Source organism: Candidatus Williamhamiltonella endosymbiont of Tuberolachnus salignus, from assembly GCF_964019775.1.
Taxonomy (GTDB): Bacteria; Pseudomonadota; Gammaproteobacteria; order Enterobacterales; family Enterobacteriaceae; genus Hamiltonella; species Hamiltonella defendens.
In genome coordinates this window covers 1,551,518-1,569,219 of sequence record NZ_OZ026471.1, presented here as the reverse complement: position 1 = coordinate 1,569,219, position 17,702 = coordinate 1,551,518, and the positions used below count along the sequence as shown (strand labels likewise).

Here is a 17,702-nt window from a genome sequence, read left to right as displayed (position 1 = left end):
GGGTACAGAATTTTTATTGGAACTGATATGACTCAATACAGTTTTCGTGCCCGAATGATGATCTTAATGCTCTCTCCTACGGTTTTGCTTGGGCTGCTGCTCAGCGCCTTTTTTATGATGCATCGCTATCATGAATTAGAAAAACAGGTGATTCATGCAGGCACTTATATTATTCAATCCTTAGCTATTGTCAGCGAATACGCCATGACATATCAAAACAAGGAGTTTGCCCGGCGGCTGATTTATAGGCAACATCGTCAACATTCAAGTATCGTCAAATCTATCGCCATTTTTAATACAGACAACACGCTTTTTGTGACTTCAAATTCTGATTATTATTCCTTAAGGCTTCCTAAAAATACCCCTATTCCAACAAAGCTGATGCGCACTCATTTGAAAAATTCCTTAATTTTACGAATACCCATTACTTCTGAGCATCATTTGGTCCGCTTCTTAGGATATCATTTGCCTGTAAATAATAGACAGGAACCCGTTTTAGGGTATATCGCCATCGATCTCGATTTACAGGCCACACGCTTACAACAACGGAAGGAATGTCTGATTTTGGGGGTGTTCTTGAGTTTTGCTTTCTGTATGGCCACATTATTTATTTATCGTTTGAAAATCATCGGTCAAGCCACTTCAGATTTACGCAAAACCCTGGCAAAAATGGAAATTCAACATATAGAGTTGGAAATGACCAAGAAAAAAGTGCAGGAAGACTCTCACATGAAATCAGAGTTTTTGGCCAATATATCGCATGAATTGAGGACGCCTCTCAATAGTGTCATAGGTTTCGCCCGACAAACTCTCAAAACTTCTTTGACGCCCACTCAGACCGATTATATTAAAACGATGAAACAATCTGCTCATAATTTATTGTCTATTATCAACGATGTATTAGATTTTTCGAAATTGAACGCAAAAAAACTCATTTTAGATCATATTCCTTTTCAATTGAGGAAAAATGTAGATGAAGTGATGATTTTACTGGCTCACAGTGCCCATGAAAAAGGCTTGGAATTAATTCTAAAAATACATCATGATGTACCCGATTGGGTGATGGGAGATCCAATGAGATTTCAGCAAATCATCACCAATTTATTAGGTAATGCGATTAAATTTACAGAAAAGGGCCATATTATTGTTCAGGTCGCTTTAATTGCAAAAAAAGAGGCGAGCATCCACTTGCTGGTGGAAATCCAGGATACTGGAAAGGGGATCGCCCCTGAACAGCAGGCAGAATTATTTCAGGCTTTTATACAAGCGGATGCGAGTATTTCTCGTTGCCACGGTGGAACAGGTTTAGGTCTTGCTATCACAAGAAAACTTGTCCAGGCAATGCAGGGGGAGATCAATTTTGACAGTCAAGTCAATCAGGGGTCTACGTTTAGATTTAATATTAAGCTCGATTTGAATCAACAGATCACAGATCTTCCTCTCCCTATGGATATTTTAGCTGGAAAACAACTGGCTTATATTGAATCCAATTCTGTTGTTGCCAAAGCTTCGCTTGATATTTTGAATATGACCCCATTAAAAGTGACTTATGCCGCTTCTTTTATGGGGTTGCCAAAGCAAAATTACGATTTTGTGCTGCTCGGTGTTCCCATTCCTGTTCGCGATAATATGGCGGAGCACAACGATCAATTAATGACCGCCATGGCACTGGCGGACGAAATTATTTTGGCATTGCCCAGTCAATCGCATGTAGATTCAGAACAATTGAAACAGCTCGGTGCCAAAGGATGCCTTATCAAACCCATTTCGGCTCGTCGATTGTTTCCTTTGTTGCTCGAAAAAAAAACGTTTAAAAAAAATGCGCCCTCTGAGTTGTTGCCAACAGCTTCAACATATTTATCTAACCGCTTAGCTTTTCGAGTGATGGCGGTGGACGATAATCCCGCAAATTTAAAATTAATCGGCACTTTACTTGAACCATTAGTAGATAAAATCATTTTGTGCAGCAACGGAGAAGAAGCATTGTCTATAGCGACTCAAACTCAGCTTGATGTGATTCTGATAGATATTCAGATGCCAAAAATGGATGGGATCCGAACCAGTGAGCTGATACATCAATTGCCTTTACATCGAAATACTCCCATCATTGCCGTGACAGCCGATACCACACAGGGGCAGAACGAGCTGTTATTAGCCTCGGGGATAACAGATTATTTAACAAAACCTATTAATGAAAACTGTCTGATTCAAGCAATTTCACGCTATAGCAAAAAAATGGTATCTCACAGCCCTGCCATTTTTGTGGGCGGAAAAATACCACCTGTTTCACTAGACTGGGATCTGGCATTGAAACAAGCCGCTTATAAAAAAGATTTGGCCTGTGATCTCTTGAAAATGCTTTTAGAACTGCTTCCTGATGTTAAAAAACGAGTTCAGGAAATTTTGGATCTGGGGGATAAGACAATAAACGCTGAGGAAGAAGCGAATATATTATCTGTTATCCACCAGCTTCATGGCAGCGCGGCTTATAGCGGGTTGCCTCAGCTGCAAAAAATTTGTGGTGTCCTTGAAAAGGAATTACATAAAAAAACCCTTGTTAAAGATTTACAGGCGGAGTGGTTTGAATTATTAGATGAGATAGAAAACGTAACTATTGCCGCCGAAGCGCATTTGTCTCAATTTTTGAGTTAAGATTTACCATAAAATAAGTCCTAACCTTGAAGGAAAGAAGGATAATCATTAGAATTATGTTATTTAAAAATAAGAGGTTTTATGGCGAAGTGGAATGGCCAATATATCAGCCCTTATGCTGAACAGGGCAAAAAAAGTGAGCAGGTTAAAAAAATTACCGTTTGCATTCCAACGAAGGTACTCAAAATACTGACAGACGAAAGAACTCGTCGACAAATTAATAATTTACGCCATGCTACTAACAGTGAATTATTATGCGAAGCTTTTTTGCATGCTTTCACAGGCCAACCTTTGCCGAATGACGATGATCTGAGAAAAGAACGGAATGACGAAATTCCTCAAGCAGCCAGGATATTAATGCGTGATCTGGGGATCAATCCTGATACCTGGGAATACTGACCCCATTTATTAGTAATAATGTGAAAAAATGCCTAAAAATAAAATGAACCCGACATAATGATTGTTCATAAAAGCTTGAAAATATCCATCTGAACTTATCATCAATTTTTGTTGATATATAAATAACATGCCGACTAATCCAACAGAAATATAAAACAAGACTCCAAACTGCATCAAATATCCCACTAATATCATTAAAAAAACTGTGATAAATTGTAATAAACCTATGATCAATCTATCATGCTGGCCGAACAAAATTGCAGTAGATTTAACACCAATTCGCAAATCGTCATTACGATCTACCATCGCATATTGGGTGTCATAGATGAGCGTCCAGCAAAGATTTAAAAATAGTAACAGCCAGCAAACTATAGGTAAGGTTTGAGTCACAGCAGAAAAAGCCATGGGAATTGACCATCCAAAAGCCAATCCCAATATAAGCTGAGGTAAATGTGTGACCCGTTTCATAAAGGGATAGACCCAAGCGAGTAGAGCCGCAACCAGAGAAATCGCAATCGTCATATGATTGAGCATCAACACCAGACAAAAAGAAAGAAAAATCAGGACAAAAAACAGAATTTTGCAAAATCTGAGATCAACTTCGCCACTGGGTATGGGTCGACTTGCAGTACGTTTCACGTGACCGTCAATCTTTCTATCAGCATAATCATTGATCACACATCCCGCCGCTCTCATGAAAAAAACCCCTAATATAAAGATGGCCAATATTTTGATATCAGGGATCCCTTTACTGGCTATCCAGAGTGCCCATAAGGTCGGCCACAAAAGCAGGAATATGCCTATGGGTTTATCGATACGCATGAGCCGGCAATAAGCTTTCCATGTTTTTTTATGCAAGCTTGGTGTTCCTGGAATGGCAATACAGCGGGGAAGCAGGCAAAAAAACTTCTGTTAATAATAGCGGTTTATTGGATAACTGTAATAAGGATCGCCTTGCCCAGAGATCACCTTGACGTCCCGTTTGAATGTAATCTCGTTTCAGATCCTTACTACTAAACAAATAGCGCCCAAGAGGTGTTTTGCCTAGATTCAACAGCGCATGTTCAGGCCCTGACAGGGTATCCTGTGGGATAACGGTACGGCCAAGTAGCCAGGGTTCATCATCAGCACACATCACGACCTCTCGTATCCAATAACGTGGGCTCTCAGGGAGCAGCTCTTTTTCATCAGATAAAGCCTGATGTTCAATAAAGCCTTCGTGTTTGAGATCGATGATTATCTTGTGACAATGTCGCTCAAAGCGCTCAGTCATAGAGCCTGCTTCCATCAGCCATCCCGCCACTTCCAATGGCAAATCAGGCTCTTCAATAGAGCGCCAATCAATACATTTGATAATGGATTTTTTTTTCGTGGACATAAGTCACTTCTCTGACAGAAATAAAGTGGTTTTTTATTATCACTTTTTCTGATGATTATTTTATCTCAATCACATTATTTTTATTGACGATCGAGCCAAGGAGAAGAAAGACTCCAAAAGATAATATCGGCTCCCAGATAATTTTCTGCATAATCTGTGAATTCAGCTTTTGTAAAAGGTCGACGAGTCTGGGGATTTGTATAAGTCAAAGTAGGCTCTTGTACTGCCATGGCGACCAAACCGAGTTTTCCTTTATACTGATGAAAAAAAGGATAGGCATTTTTCATGTGGCCTTTTTTATTCGGTATAATATCGGGCCCACCTAATCCGATATTATTTTTTTCTGCTAATGCAAAAAATTTTGACATATATTGATGGTCATTATTCCATTCGCAAGGCCAAAAATTAATATATTGCACCACATGAGATTTCTTAAAAGCTTTTTTGGTGAAAAGCGCATTTTCTATTTCAGCATTGAAATATTTTTCACAAGTAAACCCTGTTGTGTCTTTTTTGATATCAATATCAATCGATGTTTCAGGTAAATTAATACCAAAAATACGGCCATCAAACTTCTTGGCTAATTCGCTTATTAACTTTTGATATCTTTTTTGTACCTCAGGATTCCATTGTTGCGCCACCCAACCTGAAGCAATCGGTTTATTTTCTCCCGGATTATCATACTGATGAACAAGGCCTTTCTTGTAGACAGGCTCATTCAATAAATAATAGGGTACGTTTTTAGCATCAGGTGAAAAAAAACGATCTTGAAGTTGAATAAATAAATTTTTATGTAATTTATTGACATACTCTAAATCTTTTTCAATTTCAGAAAAATCATATTGATTTTTTTGTTTTTCCAAGATGTTCCAATTATAAACTATTTGTACGCCATCAATGTCTGGGCGTATTAACAGAGGTTTGATTTTTTCTAAATTACCCGAAGAAGTATATAAATAATTTTTTAACGGCGCTGAAAAAACAGGAAAAGAGGTGAATGTGAGGGTAACTAACATGAAAGAAAAACGTAAAATATTCATTTATTATCCTTATTATTAATTATTATGTATTTAGAAAGGAGCAGGCACAAAACCCAAGGCGTCATACACTTTCTTTATTGTAAGCTGTCCTCGCGCCCTGGCCTGATCAGCCCCTTGCTTCATCACTTGCTGTAAATAGGGTTCATCTGAACGATAATGTTGATAACGTTTCTGTATATCATTGAGCATATGAGTAAGAGCTTCCGCTAACTCTGTTTTTAAATGACCGTACATTTTACCCGAAAAATTTTTTTCCAACTCAGACATATTTTTATTGACCACTCCAGATAATATATCCAGCAAATTCGACACCCCTGGTTTGTTTTTTATGTCGTAATAAATTTGAGCGGGCTCATCAGAATCGGTCATCGCTTTTTTTATTTTTTTGATAATATTTTCAGGATCTTCTAATAATTCGATTACATTATTTCGATTCTCATCTGATTTGGACATCTTTTTGTTTGGCTCTTGTAATGACATGATCCGTGCTCCACTTTGAGCAATAAAAGGCTCAGGAATCACAAAAATATCGCCATAAATACCGTTAAAACGTTTTGCTATATCTCGAGCCAATTCCAGGTGTTGTTTTTGATCTTCTCCGACCGGTACCTGATGGGTTTGGTATAGCAAAATATCAGCTGCCATTAAAACCGGATAATTCAATAGGCCCGCATTCATATTTTCTGAATGGCGTGAAGATTTATCTTTAAATTGTGTCATTCGATTGAGTTCACCAAAATAAGTGAAACAATTAAGAATCCAGCTTAATTGCGTATGTTCAGGTACATGAGATTGAACGAAAATAGTGCTTTTTTTTGCATCGATTCCACATGCAAAATATAACGCTAATGTGTCTAAAGTGCTTTTTCTCAGAGACTCTGGGTTTTGGCGTGTGGTGATGGCATGTAAATCAACAATACAAAAAATACAGTCATAATCTTCTTGTAGGTTTACCCACTGACGTAAGGCACCCATATAATTTCCAATAGTTAAAGAGCCAGAGGGTTGAGCCCCACTAAATACGACGGATTTGATGACATTTGATTGATTCATTTGATGCCTTTTTGAAATTTTCAATGGTATAAAATTATTTATATTTACTCGTTTTCTGATTATAATTCCAAAAATAAAATATTTTTTACATAATACTAAAAATATTTTTCAAATATCATTGATTTTAAAATTTTATAATTAAATTTAATGTGTTTCATGGAATGAATAAAAATGTCCAAAATGTTTTTTAAAAACGAGCTAATCAACAAAAAAGTTAAAGAATATTTAGAAGAGAATATGCTGAAAAACCATAAAAATAAATTTGGTTATTTAGTCATACATAAAAAAGATTTTCATCATATATGCATTATAAGTAACTGTCCCGAATGGTTTGATATATACCTGGAATTTAATCACCAGTTAATTGATCCTGTTGTTATTAAGGCTTTGTCCAGGGTTGAGGATTTTGAATGGGATGAAAATATTTTAATTTCATCGAAATTGGCCTTACCAAAGGTACTGGATCAAGCCAAGACATACGATATCAGTAGAGGTCATACTTTTGTTCTACATGATTATAAGCAAAATCTGGCGATTTTATCCATTTTTGATGACAGACCTTTAAAAACAAATGATTTTTTTATAGACAGAGAAAAAATGTATTTATTATTAGTTAAAACGCATCAAAAGTTACTGTCTCTTTATGAAAAATTTGAAATACCTACCAAAAAAAATATTGGCTTGTCAAAAAGAGAAAATGAAATTTTACATTGGGCAAGTATCGGTAAAACTTATCAAGAAATTTCAAAAATAATAGGTATTAAAGAATGTAGTATTAAATTTCATATGAAAAATATAACTAATAAATTAGGCGCGATTAATTCAAGGCATGCTATAAAATTAGCTTATGAACTCAAATTATTAAAACAAATTTCATATGCTTTTTAAATTCAAAAATAATATTCAATATATTTTTTACTTATTTTATAAAAATTAAAAATAATAAATTTAAACATAAAAACAAATCAACGAATACATCAAAATTTTTTGAATGAGACTATTTTTTTAAATAGGTATAGATCATATATCTAATTAATTTTAACTTTAAGTAATTCATTTCGCATGGCATGAATGACCACATGGTAATCAGGTTGGCTGAAAATAGCAGAACCGGCTACAAATATATCCGCTCCGCAATGTGCTACTTCAGCAATATTATCAACCTTAATACCACCATCAACCTCTAAACGAATGTCATAGCCACTGTCGTCAATGATTTTTCGGACTTGGCTTAATTTTTTAAACGTGCTGGGAATAAAGGCTTGCCCTCCGAAACCAGGATTGACAGACATCAATAAAATCAGATCTAACTTATCCAGAACATAATCGAGATAATGGAGAGAAGTGGCAGGATTAAACGCTAAACCAGCCTGGCATCCCTGTTGTTTAATCAGCTGTAAAGTTCGATCAATATGTTCTGAAGCTTCAGGATGAAACGAAATATAGCTCGCCCCAGCTTGAGCGAAACGGCTAACCAGGGCGTCCACGGGTTTTACCATGAGATGCACATCGATGGGCGCTTCAATTCCATGATCCCGCAAGGCTTGACACACCATCGGGCCCATCGTCAGATTAGGCACATAGTGGTTATCCATCACATCAAAATGGATAAAATCGGCACCTGCTCTGAGGACGTTGGCAGTATCTTCGCCTAAGCGGGCAAAATTTGCAGATAAAATAGAAGGCGCAATTAAATATTTTTTCATGAATTTTTTTAGTTAACGGTATAAAGCCAAAAGTTCATCCACCTTACGACGGCCAAAACCATTACAACTGATGGTACGCCTGGCTTTCACTACATGGAGTGAAGCTTGATGATACCACTGCCGTGTCAGAGCCGTATCATGATTGGAAATCAAAACTGAAACTTGATTGTCACGACGGAGCTGATGAGCCATCTGAGCTAAATTTTGTTGATCTAAAGCATTAAAGCCGTTATGAAAATAAGAAGTAAAATTAGCGGTCATAGATAAAGGAACATAAGGTGGATCGCAATATACCACTGCCCTCCCTGAGGCTTGCATTAAAGTTTGTTGATAATTCTCGCAGATAAAAATGGCGTTTTGTGCTTTTTCAGAGAAAAAATACAATTCTTCCTCTGGAAAATAAGGTTTTTTGTAAGATCCAAAAGGGACGTTGAATTCTCCTTTTAAATTATAACGACACAAGCCGTTGTAACCATGGCGATTCAAATATAAAAATAACAGGGCTCGCCTATATTCATCCTTACAGGTATTAAACTCCTTCCGGAGCCCATAAAATTGTTTTGCATTATTACATTGATGATGAAAAAGCAAACGTGAATCACGCACAAAATCATCAACACGTGATTTCACGATATTGTAGAGGCTGCTTAAATCACGATTAATATCGGCCAGAATGTAATAACGATAGTGCGTGTTTAAAAAAACGGAACCGGCCCCAACAAAAGGTTCAATCAAGCAATCTGCTGAGGGAAGATGGCGGCGTATCTCTTCAATGAGATGGTATTTTCCGCCCGCCCATTTCAAAAAAGCCCGTTTTTTCTTCAAAATGCTGACCCTTTTTGTAAAAGGGCTGAAAATTTCACCTCCATTTCATTTCTCCAAGCCAGCAGTCATAGAATAAAACCGAGTCGATTTGTTTTTTTACAGGATTAGCAACCTGTTTTTTATTAACTCATTGATCACATTAACGTCTCTTTAATAGAAGCGAGAACAATATCATTGTCGATTCCCTCATATATTTCTGACTGACCTATAGCGGTTGGGATAATTAATCGTAATTTGTCATTCATGACTTTTTTATCATGCATCATATGCAATAAACAGGATTTTGGATCAATCTGATGAAATCCTTGAATGGGCAGCTTTGCCCGTAATAATAATTTTTTTATTCGTATGATATCGGTCTTGGAAAATAGCCCTAATTTTTGAGCGGTTTGAGCGGTTTGAGCGGCCATCAACATACCGATAGAAACCGCTTCACCATGTAGATAAAAAGTATAATTCGTTTCTGTTTCAATGGCATGAGCATAGGTATGACCTAAATTAAGTAAGGCTCTTAAGCCATTTTCATCACGTTCATCCTCCATCACTATTTTGGACTTTATTTGACAACAACGACTAATACAATGACTTAAAGCATCAACATCTCTTCTTAATAAAGAATCCATATTGGCTTCTAACCAACAAAAAAAATCAAAATCAAAAGCAATACCATATTTGATGGCTTCAGCTAACCCTGAACTAAAGTGACGCAGAGGCAAATGAGATAAACAGTCAATATCAATAATGACAGAAGCAGGTTGATAAAAAGCGCCAATCATGTTTTTTCCAAGTTGATGGTTAACGGCCGTTTTTCCGCCTATCGAAGCATCTACTTGCGCCAACAAAGTAGTGGGGATTTGAATATATCGGATGCCTCTTTGATAACAGGCTGCCGCGAAACCTGTTAAATCTCCTATGACGCCCCCTCCGAAGGCAATCAAAGTGGTGTGACGCCCATGCCATTTTTTTAAAAGTTCAGTAAATATCAGTTCAATAGACGCCAATGACTTATATTTTTCACCATCGGGTAAAATGATATGATCGAGCCTGACGCCGCCTTGCTCTAAAACCGTTCGAATTGAAGAAAGATAAAGAGGCGCTAAGGTTTGATTCGTCACCAACATGCCTTGGTCCCCTTTTTTGATCGGTTCAAAAGAATCAAAATGATTCAATAATCCTGAAGAAATGGTAATAGGATAATTGCGCTGACCTAAAGTAATCGTCATTTTCTTCATAGTGACGTTAATGACCTTTTGAAATACAAAAAATTAGGGTTTTTCTAATAGGTGAATAATTTTTTTTGCAACGATTTTGAAGCTGTGATCTTCTGTTGGGATAATGATGTCGGCGATTTCTTCATAAAGAGGATTTCGTTCTTTTGCCAGTGTTTGAAAAAACTGAGGACACTGACCTACTGATTGTAATAGAGGGCGCTTTTTATCACGCTGAGTCCGGATCAATTGCTTTTCAATGCTGGTTTCTAAATAAATGACCACCCCACGGGCTGATAAAACGTTTCGGGTTTCTTTAGATTTAATTGAACCTCCCCCTGTCGCCAACACAATGCCTTTTTTTTCAGTGAGTTGATTAATTAATATTTCTTCACGATACCGAAAGCCTTGTTCCCCTTCGAGATCGAATATCCAGCTGATATCAGCGCCTGTACATCGCTCAATTTCTTTATCAGAGTCAAAAAACTCCATACTGAGCTGTTGGGCTAGTTGTCGGCCAATAGTACTTTTGCCGGCACCCATAGGCCCGACCAGAAAAATATTTCGTTTCTCTATCATATTTTCGGTATTGTCGAGGTAATTGGTTTGTGAAAAACAGATTTTTTCATGATATGCATAAATGCCATGGTGACTCATTAAAGCAAATTTTTTTCGTGTAACCTAATAACGTCCTTCTTCCTTCTTTTCACTAATCACAGCATGAATTTCTTCTATGACTGTTTTGACATCTGCTGTTTTAGTATCATCCTTAAAATAACCCGTTAATTGAGTTTCAGGTGTTAACTGCCCTTCCGAATATAACGCCCACATTTCCTGAGCGTATTTTCGATTCAGTAATGTGGGTGCAAACTGCCCATAAAAACGGGTGATGTTACCTACATCTCTTTCTAAAATGGATTTTGCGTGATGATTTGCTGAAGCATTAACGACTTGAGGCAAGTCAATAATCACAGGACCTGCAGATCCTCTGAGAACGTTAAATTCAGAAAGATCTCCATGTACCAAACCGATACAAAGCATTCGAACCACAGATTGAATGATCATCTCATGATCTGACAGTGCCTGCTGTTCAGTAAAAAAAACATCACTGATACGAGGTGCCGGCAAGTGATCTTCATCCGTAATCAGATCCATCAATAAGACACCATCAAGGTGAACATAAGGTTGAGGAACATGAACGCCGGCATGAGCTAATAGATAAAGAGCGTCAATTTCAGCATTCTGCCAGATTTCTTCCTGCTGTTTTCGGCCAAATTTAGATCCTTTTGTCATAGCTCGAGCATGTCTGCTGCTACGTACCTTTCGGCCTTCTTGATATGCCACTGCTTGTCTAAAGCTGCGATTTTCTGTTTTTTTATATACTTTTGCACAACGGATATCAGAGCCGCAGCGAACAACATAAACATCGGCTTCTTTTCCGCTTTTTAATTGTCTGATCACTTCATCAACCAGACCATCATCAATCAAAGTCTGGAGTCGTTTTGGTGCTTTCATGGGGTTCTTATACCTTTAATCAGCCTGTTTCTGATGATTAAGACTGAAGTTTATCAGTCTATTATTCTGGAGTCTGTATTTTGTTGAATCCTATTTTGCTCATCATTCCATTAAGTTCCATTTTTAATCGATACGGCTTGAATGGCCGTTAATGCGATGGTGTAAATAATGTCCTCCACTAGTGCACCACGTGAAAGATCGTTCAGCGGTTTACGCATGCCCTGCAGCATAGGGCCAATCGAGACTAAATCAGCAGAGCGTTGAACCGCTTTGTAGGTCGTATTGCCCGTATTCAGATCAGGGAAGATAAAAACGGTAGCTTGACCTGCAACAGGAGAATGAGGTGCTTTAGACTGAGCCACATCTGCCATAATAGCGGCGTCGTATTGTAATGGCCCATCAATCATCAGATCAGGGCGCTTTTTTTGTGCCATCATAGTGGCTTCTCTGACTTTTTCTACGTCACTGCCGGTGCCTGAATTTCCTGTAGAATAAGAGATCATTGCGACACGAGGCTCAATGCCAAAAGCAGCCGCTGAATCCGCGGATTGAATCGCAATTTCAGCAAGTTGCTCCGCCGTGGGATCGGGATTAATCGCACAATCACCATACACCAGCACCTGATCCGGCAACAACATGAAAAACACAGAAGAAACCAGTGAATTCCCTGGGGCTGTTTTGATGAGTTGTAATGCGGGGCGAATAGTATGGGCTGTAGTATGTACTGCTCCTGAAACTAAACCGTCCACTTCATCTCGTTCAAGCATCAAGGTGCCCAAAACAACGTTATCTTGTAATTGTTCACGAGCGACCACTTCCGTCATGCCTTTATTCTTTCTCAGCTCAACAAGGCGTGCAACATAATTTTCACGGGTCGTCACAGGATCTATGATCTCAATCTCTTGGCCTAATTCCACACCTTGTGCCGCTGCAATTCGGTGAATTTCCTCTGGATTGCCCAATAATACGCAACGTGCAATCCCTCGTTCGGCACAAAAAGCCGCGGCCTTGATCGTACGAGGCTCATCCCCTTCGGGTAATACGATCCGTTTATTGGCTTTACGTGCACGCTCCGTTAACTCATAACGGAACGCAGGGGGAGATAAACGGTGTGTTCGCTCTGAAAAAGCAGTTAAAGAACAAATCCATTGATTGCTAATATGGTCAGCGACATAATTTTGCACTTTTTCAATACGTTCATGATCGTCAACCGGAATTTCTAAACTAAAACTTTGTAGATTCAAAGAAGTTTGCCAAGTATTTGTCTCCACCTTAAAAACGGGTAAGCCAGTTTGAAAGGCCTGCTGGCATAGCTGATTCACACTGGGGTCTATAATGTAACCCCCTGTGAGAAGAATTGCCCCAATTTCAACCCCATTCATCGCTGCCAGGCAAGCAGCCACTAAAACATCCGAGCGATCTGCAGAGGTCACTAATAAAGCGCCGGCTCGAAAATATTGCAACATATTAGGGAGACTGCGAGCACAAAAGTTAAAAGACCTGATTCTTCTGGTCTGAATATCACCTTCATTGATCACTTGGGCACCAAGATGTTTTGCGATATCGGTAGCGCGAATCGCTATCAGATCAGCATGCCATGGAATACAAGCCAGTAAAGGGAGAGGGAGATGGTTTTGAAGATGTTCAATATCAATATTTTTCAAATTTGTTTTTCTTGAACCATCACAAATGTCTGATAGATCAGGGCGAGTACGACCCTGTTCATCCATTGGGGCATTTAATTTATTGATGATGACACCTACAATATTTTTGTTTTTACTGCCACCAAAATTCGAACGGGCCAATTCAATACGCTCTCTCAGTTGAACGGGTGAATCATTCCCCATCGCCATCACAAAAATTATTTTGGCATTCAACGTTCTTGCAATTTGTTCATTTAACATATTAACGAACTGATGCTGGCGTATAGAAACCAATCCTTCTATCAATACCACCTCGTTATCCAAGGTACTTTCGTGATAATGCGCAAGAATTTCTTCCATCAAAACATTTTGTTGGCTGGTTCTGAGTAGGCTTTCAACATAATCAAGATTAAGCGATTTTCCCACATTGAGATTAGAATGCGCCCGAATAATCGCAGTCGTTTTATCTGGTTTATTAGAGCTTGATTGAGAAATAGGTTTAAATAAAGTTAATCGTATCCCTTTTTGTTCCATCGATCGGATCACACCTAGACTTACACTACTTAAACCAATACCAGTACCGATTGGAATTAACATAATTGATGGCAACACTATGCACCTCTTTTTGTTTGTCATAACCTACTGATTCATATTTTATTCAGCGGTTTTACACATTCTGCAAAGCCCGCGTCAGCTGAGCGGTGTCTTGAGCGATGACTTTCTCTTCATTAGTGGGGATCACCATTGCTAAACGGCTATGGTCTGTTGTAATAGCGCCTGATTGTCCAAAACGCGCCAATAAATTGCGTGAGGGATCCACTTCAAAACCTAATAAACTGAGTTTATTGAGTGTGAGTTCACGTATCAAAGACGAATTTTCACCAATCCCCCCTGTAAAAATAACGAGATCTAAACGCCCTTCCATTAAAGAGGTATAAGCCCCAATATATTTGGCTAATCTGTGACAAAATACATCCACTGCTCGCCGAGCTTCTGGTTTTTTAAAATTATCATAATGATCTTCAACATAACGACAATCACTGGTCACTTCAGTGAGCCCTAACAGGCCGGATTTTTTACTCAACATTTGATCGATTTCATCGATATTCATTGATAGGACATGATGTAAATAAAAAATAATCGCGGGATCTAAATCCCCACTGCGGGTGCCCATGACTAAGCCTTCCAATGGGGTCAACCCCATAGAAGTGTCTACAGATTGCCCATTGCGTATCGCTGTCACAGAGCCGCCATTACCCAGATGGCAGCTGATGGCATTGAGTTCTTCCAAAGGTTTATTTAAAAATTTGGCCGCTTGTTGGCTGACATAAAAATGGCTGGTGCCATGTGCACCATAGCGACGAATACGATGATTTTGATACAATTCATAGGGTAAAGCATAAAGATAAGCGCATTCTGGCATAGTTTGATGAAAAGCCGTATCAAACACCGCGACATTTTTGTTAGAAAGTTTAGGTAAAAATTTTCGAGCTTCAGCAATGCCAATCAAATGTGCAGGATTATGTAAGGGCGCAAATGGAATCGCTTTTTCAATACCTTCAATGACCTCGTCAGTGATAATCACAGATTCCGTAAAATGTTCTCCGCCATGTACAATCCGATGACCAATAGCGCTTAATTGTGAAGCCAGCTCGATTTCTTTTGACAAAATAGTGTTTACAATAAAATCCAAGGCCTGTGTATGTGCCGCCTTGTTGCTCAGTTGCGCTTTTTGTTTTTTGTCGCCCGTCTCCCATTTTATGCGTGCTTCTGGTAAATCAAAGCATTCCGCTAAACCAGACAGATGTGTTTCACCTGTATCAGGGTTAATAATCGCAAATTTTAAAGATGAACTACCACAATTGAGAACCAGGACTAAAGCGTTCGACATAATAATACCTATATTATTTATATATATTTTTTGTACTGTAAAACATACGTTTTTGAAAAATCTAATGATTTGACAAGATTAGCATTTTTTTATCAAAAAACGATATGCCTTAAAAGCCAAATGATTGAGAAAACGTTTGTGTGTATCAATAGACCTTTTTCAAAAACGTAGAGGGGCGTTCATCATTTTAATATCTTTTGTCTTAATTTTTTAATATGGCACTGTTAAGAAAGTCAATGTTAAAATAATTTCTGTTTTTTTTGAGGGTGATAAAAGATGAAAATCAGGCACTATCCCATCAAAGGAGGGTAATTTTATAAAAATAATCGAACCTAACCTGCGGGCATCAGTATTTTTCTCAGCTGTTTTGTACGTATTGAGAAACGGCGTCCCTTGGCGTGATGTGCCCTTTTTTATGGTTATTGGCATACTATCTTATAGGTTTATGGGCGCTTTAAACGATGGAGTGACAATGGGTTTTTCCAGGGCTGGCTTTACTCTTCGATAAGCTCAATGTCACCTTCTTTTCTTTGTTCGCTATCACTTGTCTTAAAGTCTTTAATGGGTTTTGTTAACAGTGTTATAACCTCATCCGGTCTATCACAAAATCGACATGTGATTTCTATTGTTACCATCAATGATGGACTCAAAAAACTCTAATTTATAAAAAATTAACTTACCTTTGGATAAACTACTCTCAATTCGATATTTTGATACAAGAATTTGAATAAGATTCGCCTTGGCTGCTTACTAGAGAGGTGTTGACGCAAAAATAGGGATCCGTATAATCGGAACCATGAAAAATAATAGAAATTTTCACTGCGCCCTTAGCTCAGCTGGATAGAGCAACGGCCTTCTAAGCCGTAGGTCACTGGTTCGAATCCAGTAGGGCGTACCAATAAAATCAAGGGGTTAGATGACATTCAACTTTTTAATATTTTTAAGTGGGACAAATTTGGGACATGATTTGAGATTTTTCTATTAAATCTGTCAAAAACGCCGTCAATTTGTTTGGCGTGTTCAGTAAGATGATTAGACGCTAAGTGTGCATATCGCCTTACCATTTCGACTGATTCCCATCCACCCATTTCTTGTAAAACAGAAAGTGGAACGCCAGACTGAATTAACCAGCTAGCCCAAGTATGTCTCAGATCATGAAAGCGAAAATTTTCTATTCCGGCTCGTTTTAATGCCGCTCTCCATGCCGTATTAGAATCGACACGCATTTTTCTAATCGAATTTGTTTGTGAGCCATCAGATCGCTTTGCTGACATTGTATGTACGAATACCCATTTTTGATGATTACCCAATTGTCGCGTCAGAGTACGGCAAGCCGTATCGTTTAGAGCCACACCTATAGCTTTTCCCGATTTGCTGCTTTCTGGCTCTATCCAGGCAACTTTTCTTTGCATATCAATTTGTGACCACGCTAAATTAATGATATTTGAACGACGTAACCCGGTTGCCAGCGCAAATTCAACCGTCGATCTAAGGGGTTCAGGACATTCATTGATTAATCTTTCTGCTTCATCCGGTTCTAACCATCTAATACGTTTTTCTCTAGCCGATGGAACCTTAATAACCGGTGATTTTTCTATCCATTTCCAATCTCTTTCAGCAGATCTCATCATTGATTTAAGTAGTGCCAAATGCTTAGCTTTTGTTGCTATAGAAACTTCTTTCGCTTGATAAGCGGGTATTTCTATTCCTTTTCTTTTTGCTGAATTAACTCTACTTTTCCATCTTAATTGTTCCTGCCTATTTTTCATTTTGCTAATAGCACTATATATTTTTGCTTCTGTCATATCTTTTAATCGGGTACCGCTGAAATACAGTAGCCAAAAACCAAGTCTACCCTTGTCATCGTCTAAAGATTTCTTGTTAGCCTTCTCTTCAATCCATCTCAAGCAGGCTTCGTCAAATGTGACATTAGGAAAATCATCTAACTTTGCTATTCTCCATAATTCAGCTTTTCGTTTGTCGTGTAACTCCTGAGCTTGTTTTTTGTCCTCTGTGCCAAGTGATTCCTTAATTCTTTTTCCGCACGGTGTTGTGTAACTGCCGTACCAAATTTTACCACGTTTGAAGATTGACATTTTTTACTCCTGCTGACATCAATCTCGCTCTCAGCGAGAGTATTGATCGAATTTTTAACGGCTTCAATACAAGCTTCTTTTGTAAATAAATAAGGTGATTTCTTTTTGTACGGATTTTTGCGTTGATAACTAATGATCCCCAGCTTGCACCAATTAGTCAGAGTGTCTTCACTTATTCCTATTATTTTCGCTGCCTCTTGCCGCGTTAAAGTCGCTTTGTTCATTACATTCCTCATTCAAAAACTGACACCCTTCTCAGGTGCTTGATTGCCCCAAAAACAGATGGCCTAAGCACG

Annotated in this window: 15 protein-coding genes and 1 tRNA gene; 4 read left to right on the top strand and 12 right to left on the bottom strand. The window is 38.3% G+C overall.

Annotated elements, in window-relative coordinates:
* Positions 1-27 precede the first annotated feature (27 nt).
* Positions 28-2,652: an ATP-binding protein gene (locus AACL23_RS07870; protein WP_339051065.1), complete on the top strand. Its 2,625-nt coding sequence runs from the start codon at positions 28-30 to the stop codon at positions 2,650-2,652.
* Between the two features lie 81 nt (positions 2,653-2,733).
* A complete protein-coding gene (gene metJ, locus AACL23_RS07865) occupies positions 2,734-3,051 on the top strand; it encodes a met regulon transcriptional regulator MetJ (protein WP_015874009.1) in 318 nt (105 codons plus the stop codon).
* Between the two features lie 9 nt (positions 3,052-3,060).
* Here the strand turns inward: metJ and ubiA are convergent, their stop codons facing one another.
* From ubiA to trpS, 4 genes are all read right to left on the bottom strand, one after another.
* Positions 3,061-3,909 (bottom strand): 4-hydroxybenzoate octaprenyltransferase, encoded by an 849-nt coding sequence (gene ubiA, locus AACL23_RS07860; protein ID WP_095034637.1) that lies wholly within the window; start codon positions 3,907-3,909, stop codon positions 3,061-3,063.
* Complete coding sequence (gene ubiC / locus AACL23_RS07855; protein WP_015874011.1) at positions 3,902-4,429, bottom strand: chorismate lyase; 528 nt, start codon at positions 4,427-4,429, stop codon at positions 3,902-3,904. The genes ubiA and ubiC overlap by 8 nt, the downstream gene beginning before the upstream one ends.
* A gap of 80 nt (positions 4,430-4,509) precedes the next feature.
* Complete coding sequence (locus AACL23_RS07850) at positions 4,510-5,469, bottom strand: hypothetical protein (protein WP_339051061.1); 960 nt, start codon at positions 5,467-5,469, stop codon at positions 4,510-4,512.
* Positions 5,470-5,499: 30 nt separating this feature from the next.
* Positions 5,500-6,522: a tryptophan--tRNA ligase gene (gene trpS, locus AACL23_RS07845; RefSeq protein WP_015874013.1), complete on the bottom strand. Its 1,023-nt coding sequence runs from the start codon at positions 6,520-6,522 to the stop codon at positions 5,500-5,502.
* A gap of 171 nt (positions 6,523-6,693) precedes the next feature.
* Between trpS and AACL23_RS07840 the strand changes: the two genes are divergently transcribed.
* Positions 6,694-7,410, top strand: coding sequence for a helix-turn-helix transcriptional regulator (locus AACL23_RS07840; protein ID WP_044612361.1), 717 nt, complete (start codon positions 6,694-6,696; stop codon positions 7,408-7,410).
* Between the two features lie 140 nt (positions 7,411-7,550).
* Here the strand turns inward: AACL23_RS07840 and rpe are convergent, their stop codons facing one another.
* From rpe to AACL23_RS07805, 7 genes are all read right to left on the bottom strand, one after another.
* Complete coding sequence (gene rpe, locus AACL23_RS07835) at positions 7,551-8,228, bottom strand: ribulose-phosphate 3-epimerase (protein WP_015874016.1); 678 nt, start codon at positions 8,226-8,228, stop codon at positions 7,551-7,553.
* A gap of 12 nt (positions 8,229-8,240) precedes the next feature.
* Positions 8,241-9,053, bottom strand: a complete 813-nt coding sequence (dam, locus tag AACL23_RS07830; RefSeq protein ID WP_015874018.1) for an adenine-specific DNA-methyltransferase — start codon at positions 9,051-9,053, stop codon at positions 8,241-8,243.
* Between the two features lie 134 nt (positions 9,054-9,187).
* The gene (gene aroB, locus AACL23_RS07825; RefSeq protein ID WP_339051055.1) at positions 9,188-10,285 is read right to left on the bottom strand and encodes a 3-dehydroquinate synthase; all 1,098 of its coding nucleotides are present in this window, start codon (positions 10,283-10,285) and stop codon (positions 9,188-9,190) included.
* Positions 10,286-10,318: 33 nt separating this feature from the next.
* The gene (gene aroK, locus AACL23_RS07820) at positions 10,319-10,840 is read right to left on the bottom strand and encodes a shikimate kinase AroK (RefSeq protein ID WP_015874020.1); all 522 of its coding nucleotides are present in this window, start codon (positions 10,838-10,840) and stop codon (positions 10,319-10,321) included.
* Positions 10,841-10,942: 102 nt separating this feature from the next.
* Positions 10,943-11,776, bottom strand: coding sequence for a PA4780 family RIO1-like protein kinase (locus AACL23_RS07815; RefSeq protein WP_095034643.1), 834 nt, complete (start codon positions 11,774-11,776; stop codon positions 10,943-10,945).
* Between the two features lie 110 nt (positions 11,777-11,886).
* Positions 11,887-14,016: a phosphate acetyltransferase gene (pta, locus tag AACL23_RS07810; protein ID WP_015874022.1), complete on the bottom strand. Its 2,130-nt coding sequence runs from the start codon at positions 14,014-14,016 to the stop codon at positions 11,887-11,889.
* 70 nt (positions 14,017-14,086) lie between these two features.
* Complete coding sequence (locus tag AACL23_RS07805; RefSeq protein ID WP_015874023.1) at positions 14,087-15,310, bottom strand: acetate kinase; 1,224 nt, start codon at positions 15,308-15,310, stop codon at positions 14,087-14,089.
* Between the two features lie 821 nt (positions 15,311-16,131).
* Here AACL23_RS07805 and AACL23_RS07800 point away from each other — a divergent pair.
* A tRNA-Arg gene (locus AACL23_RS07800) sits at positions 16,132-16,208 on the top strand.
* A gap of 25 nt (positions 16,209-16,233) precedes the next feature.
* Here AACL23_RS07800 and AACL23_RS07795 read toward each other — a convergent pair.
* A complete protein-coding gene (locus tag AACL23_RS07795; RefSeq protein ID WP_339051048.1) occupies positions 16,234-17,406 on the bottom strand; it encodes a site-specific integrase in 1,173 nt (390 codons plus the stop codon).
* Positions 17,407-17,702 lie beyond the last annotated feature (296 nt).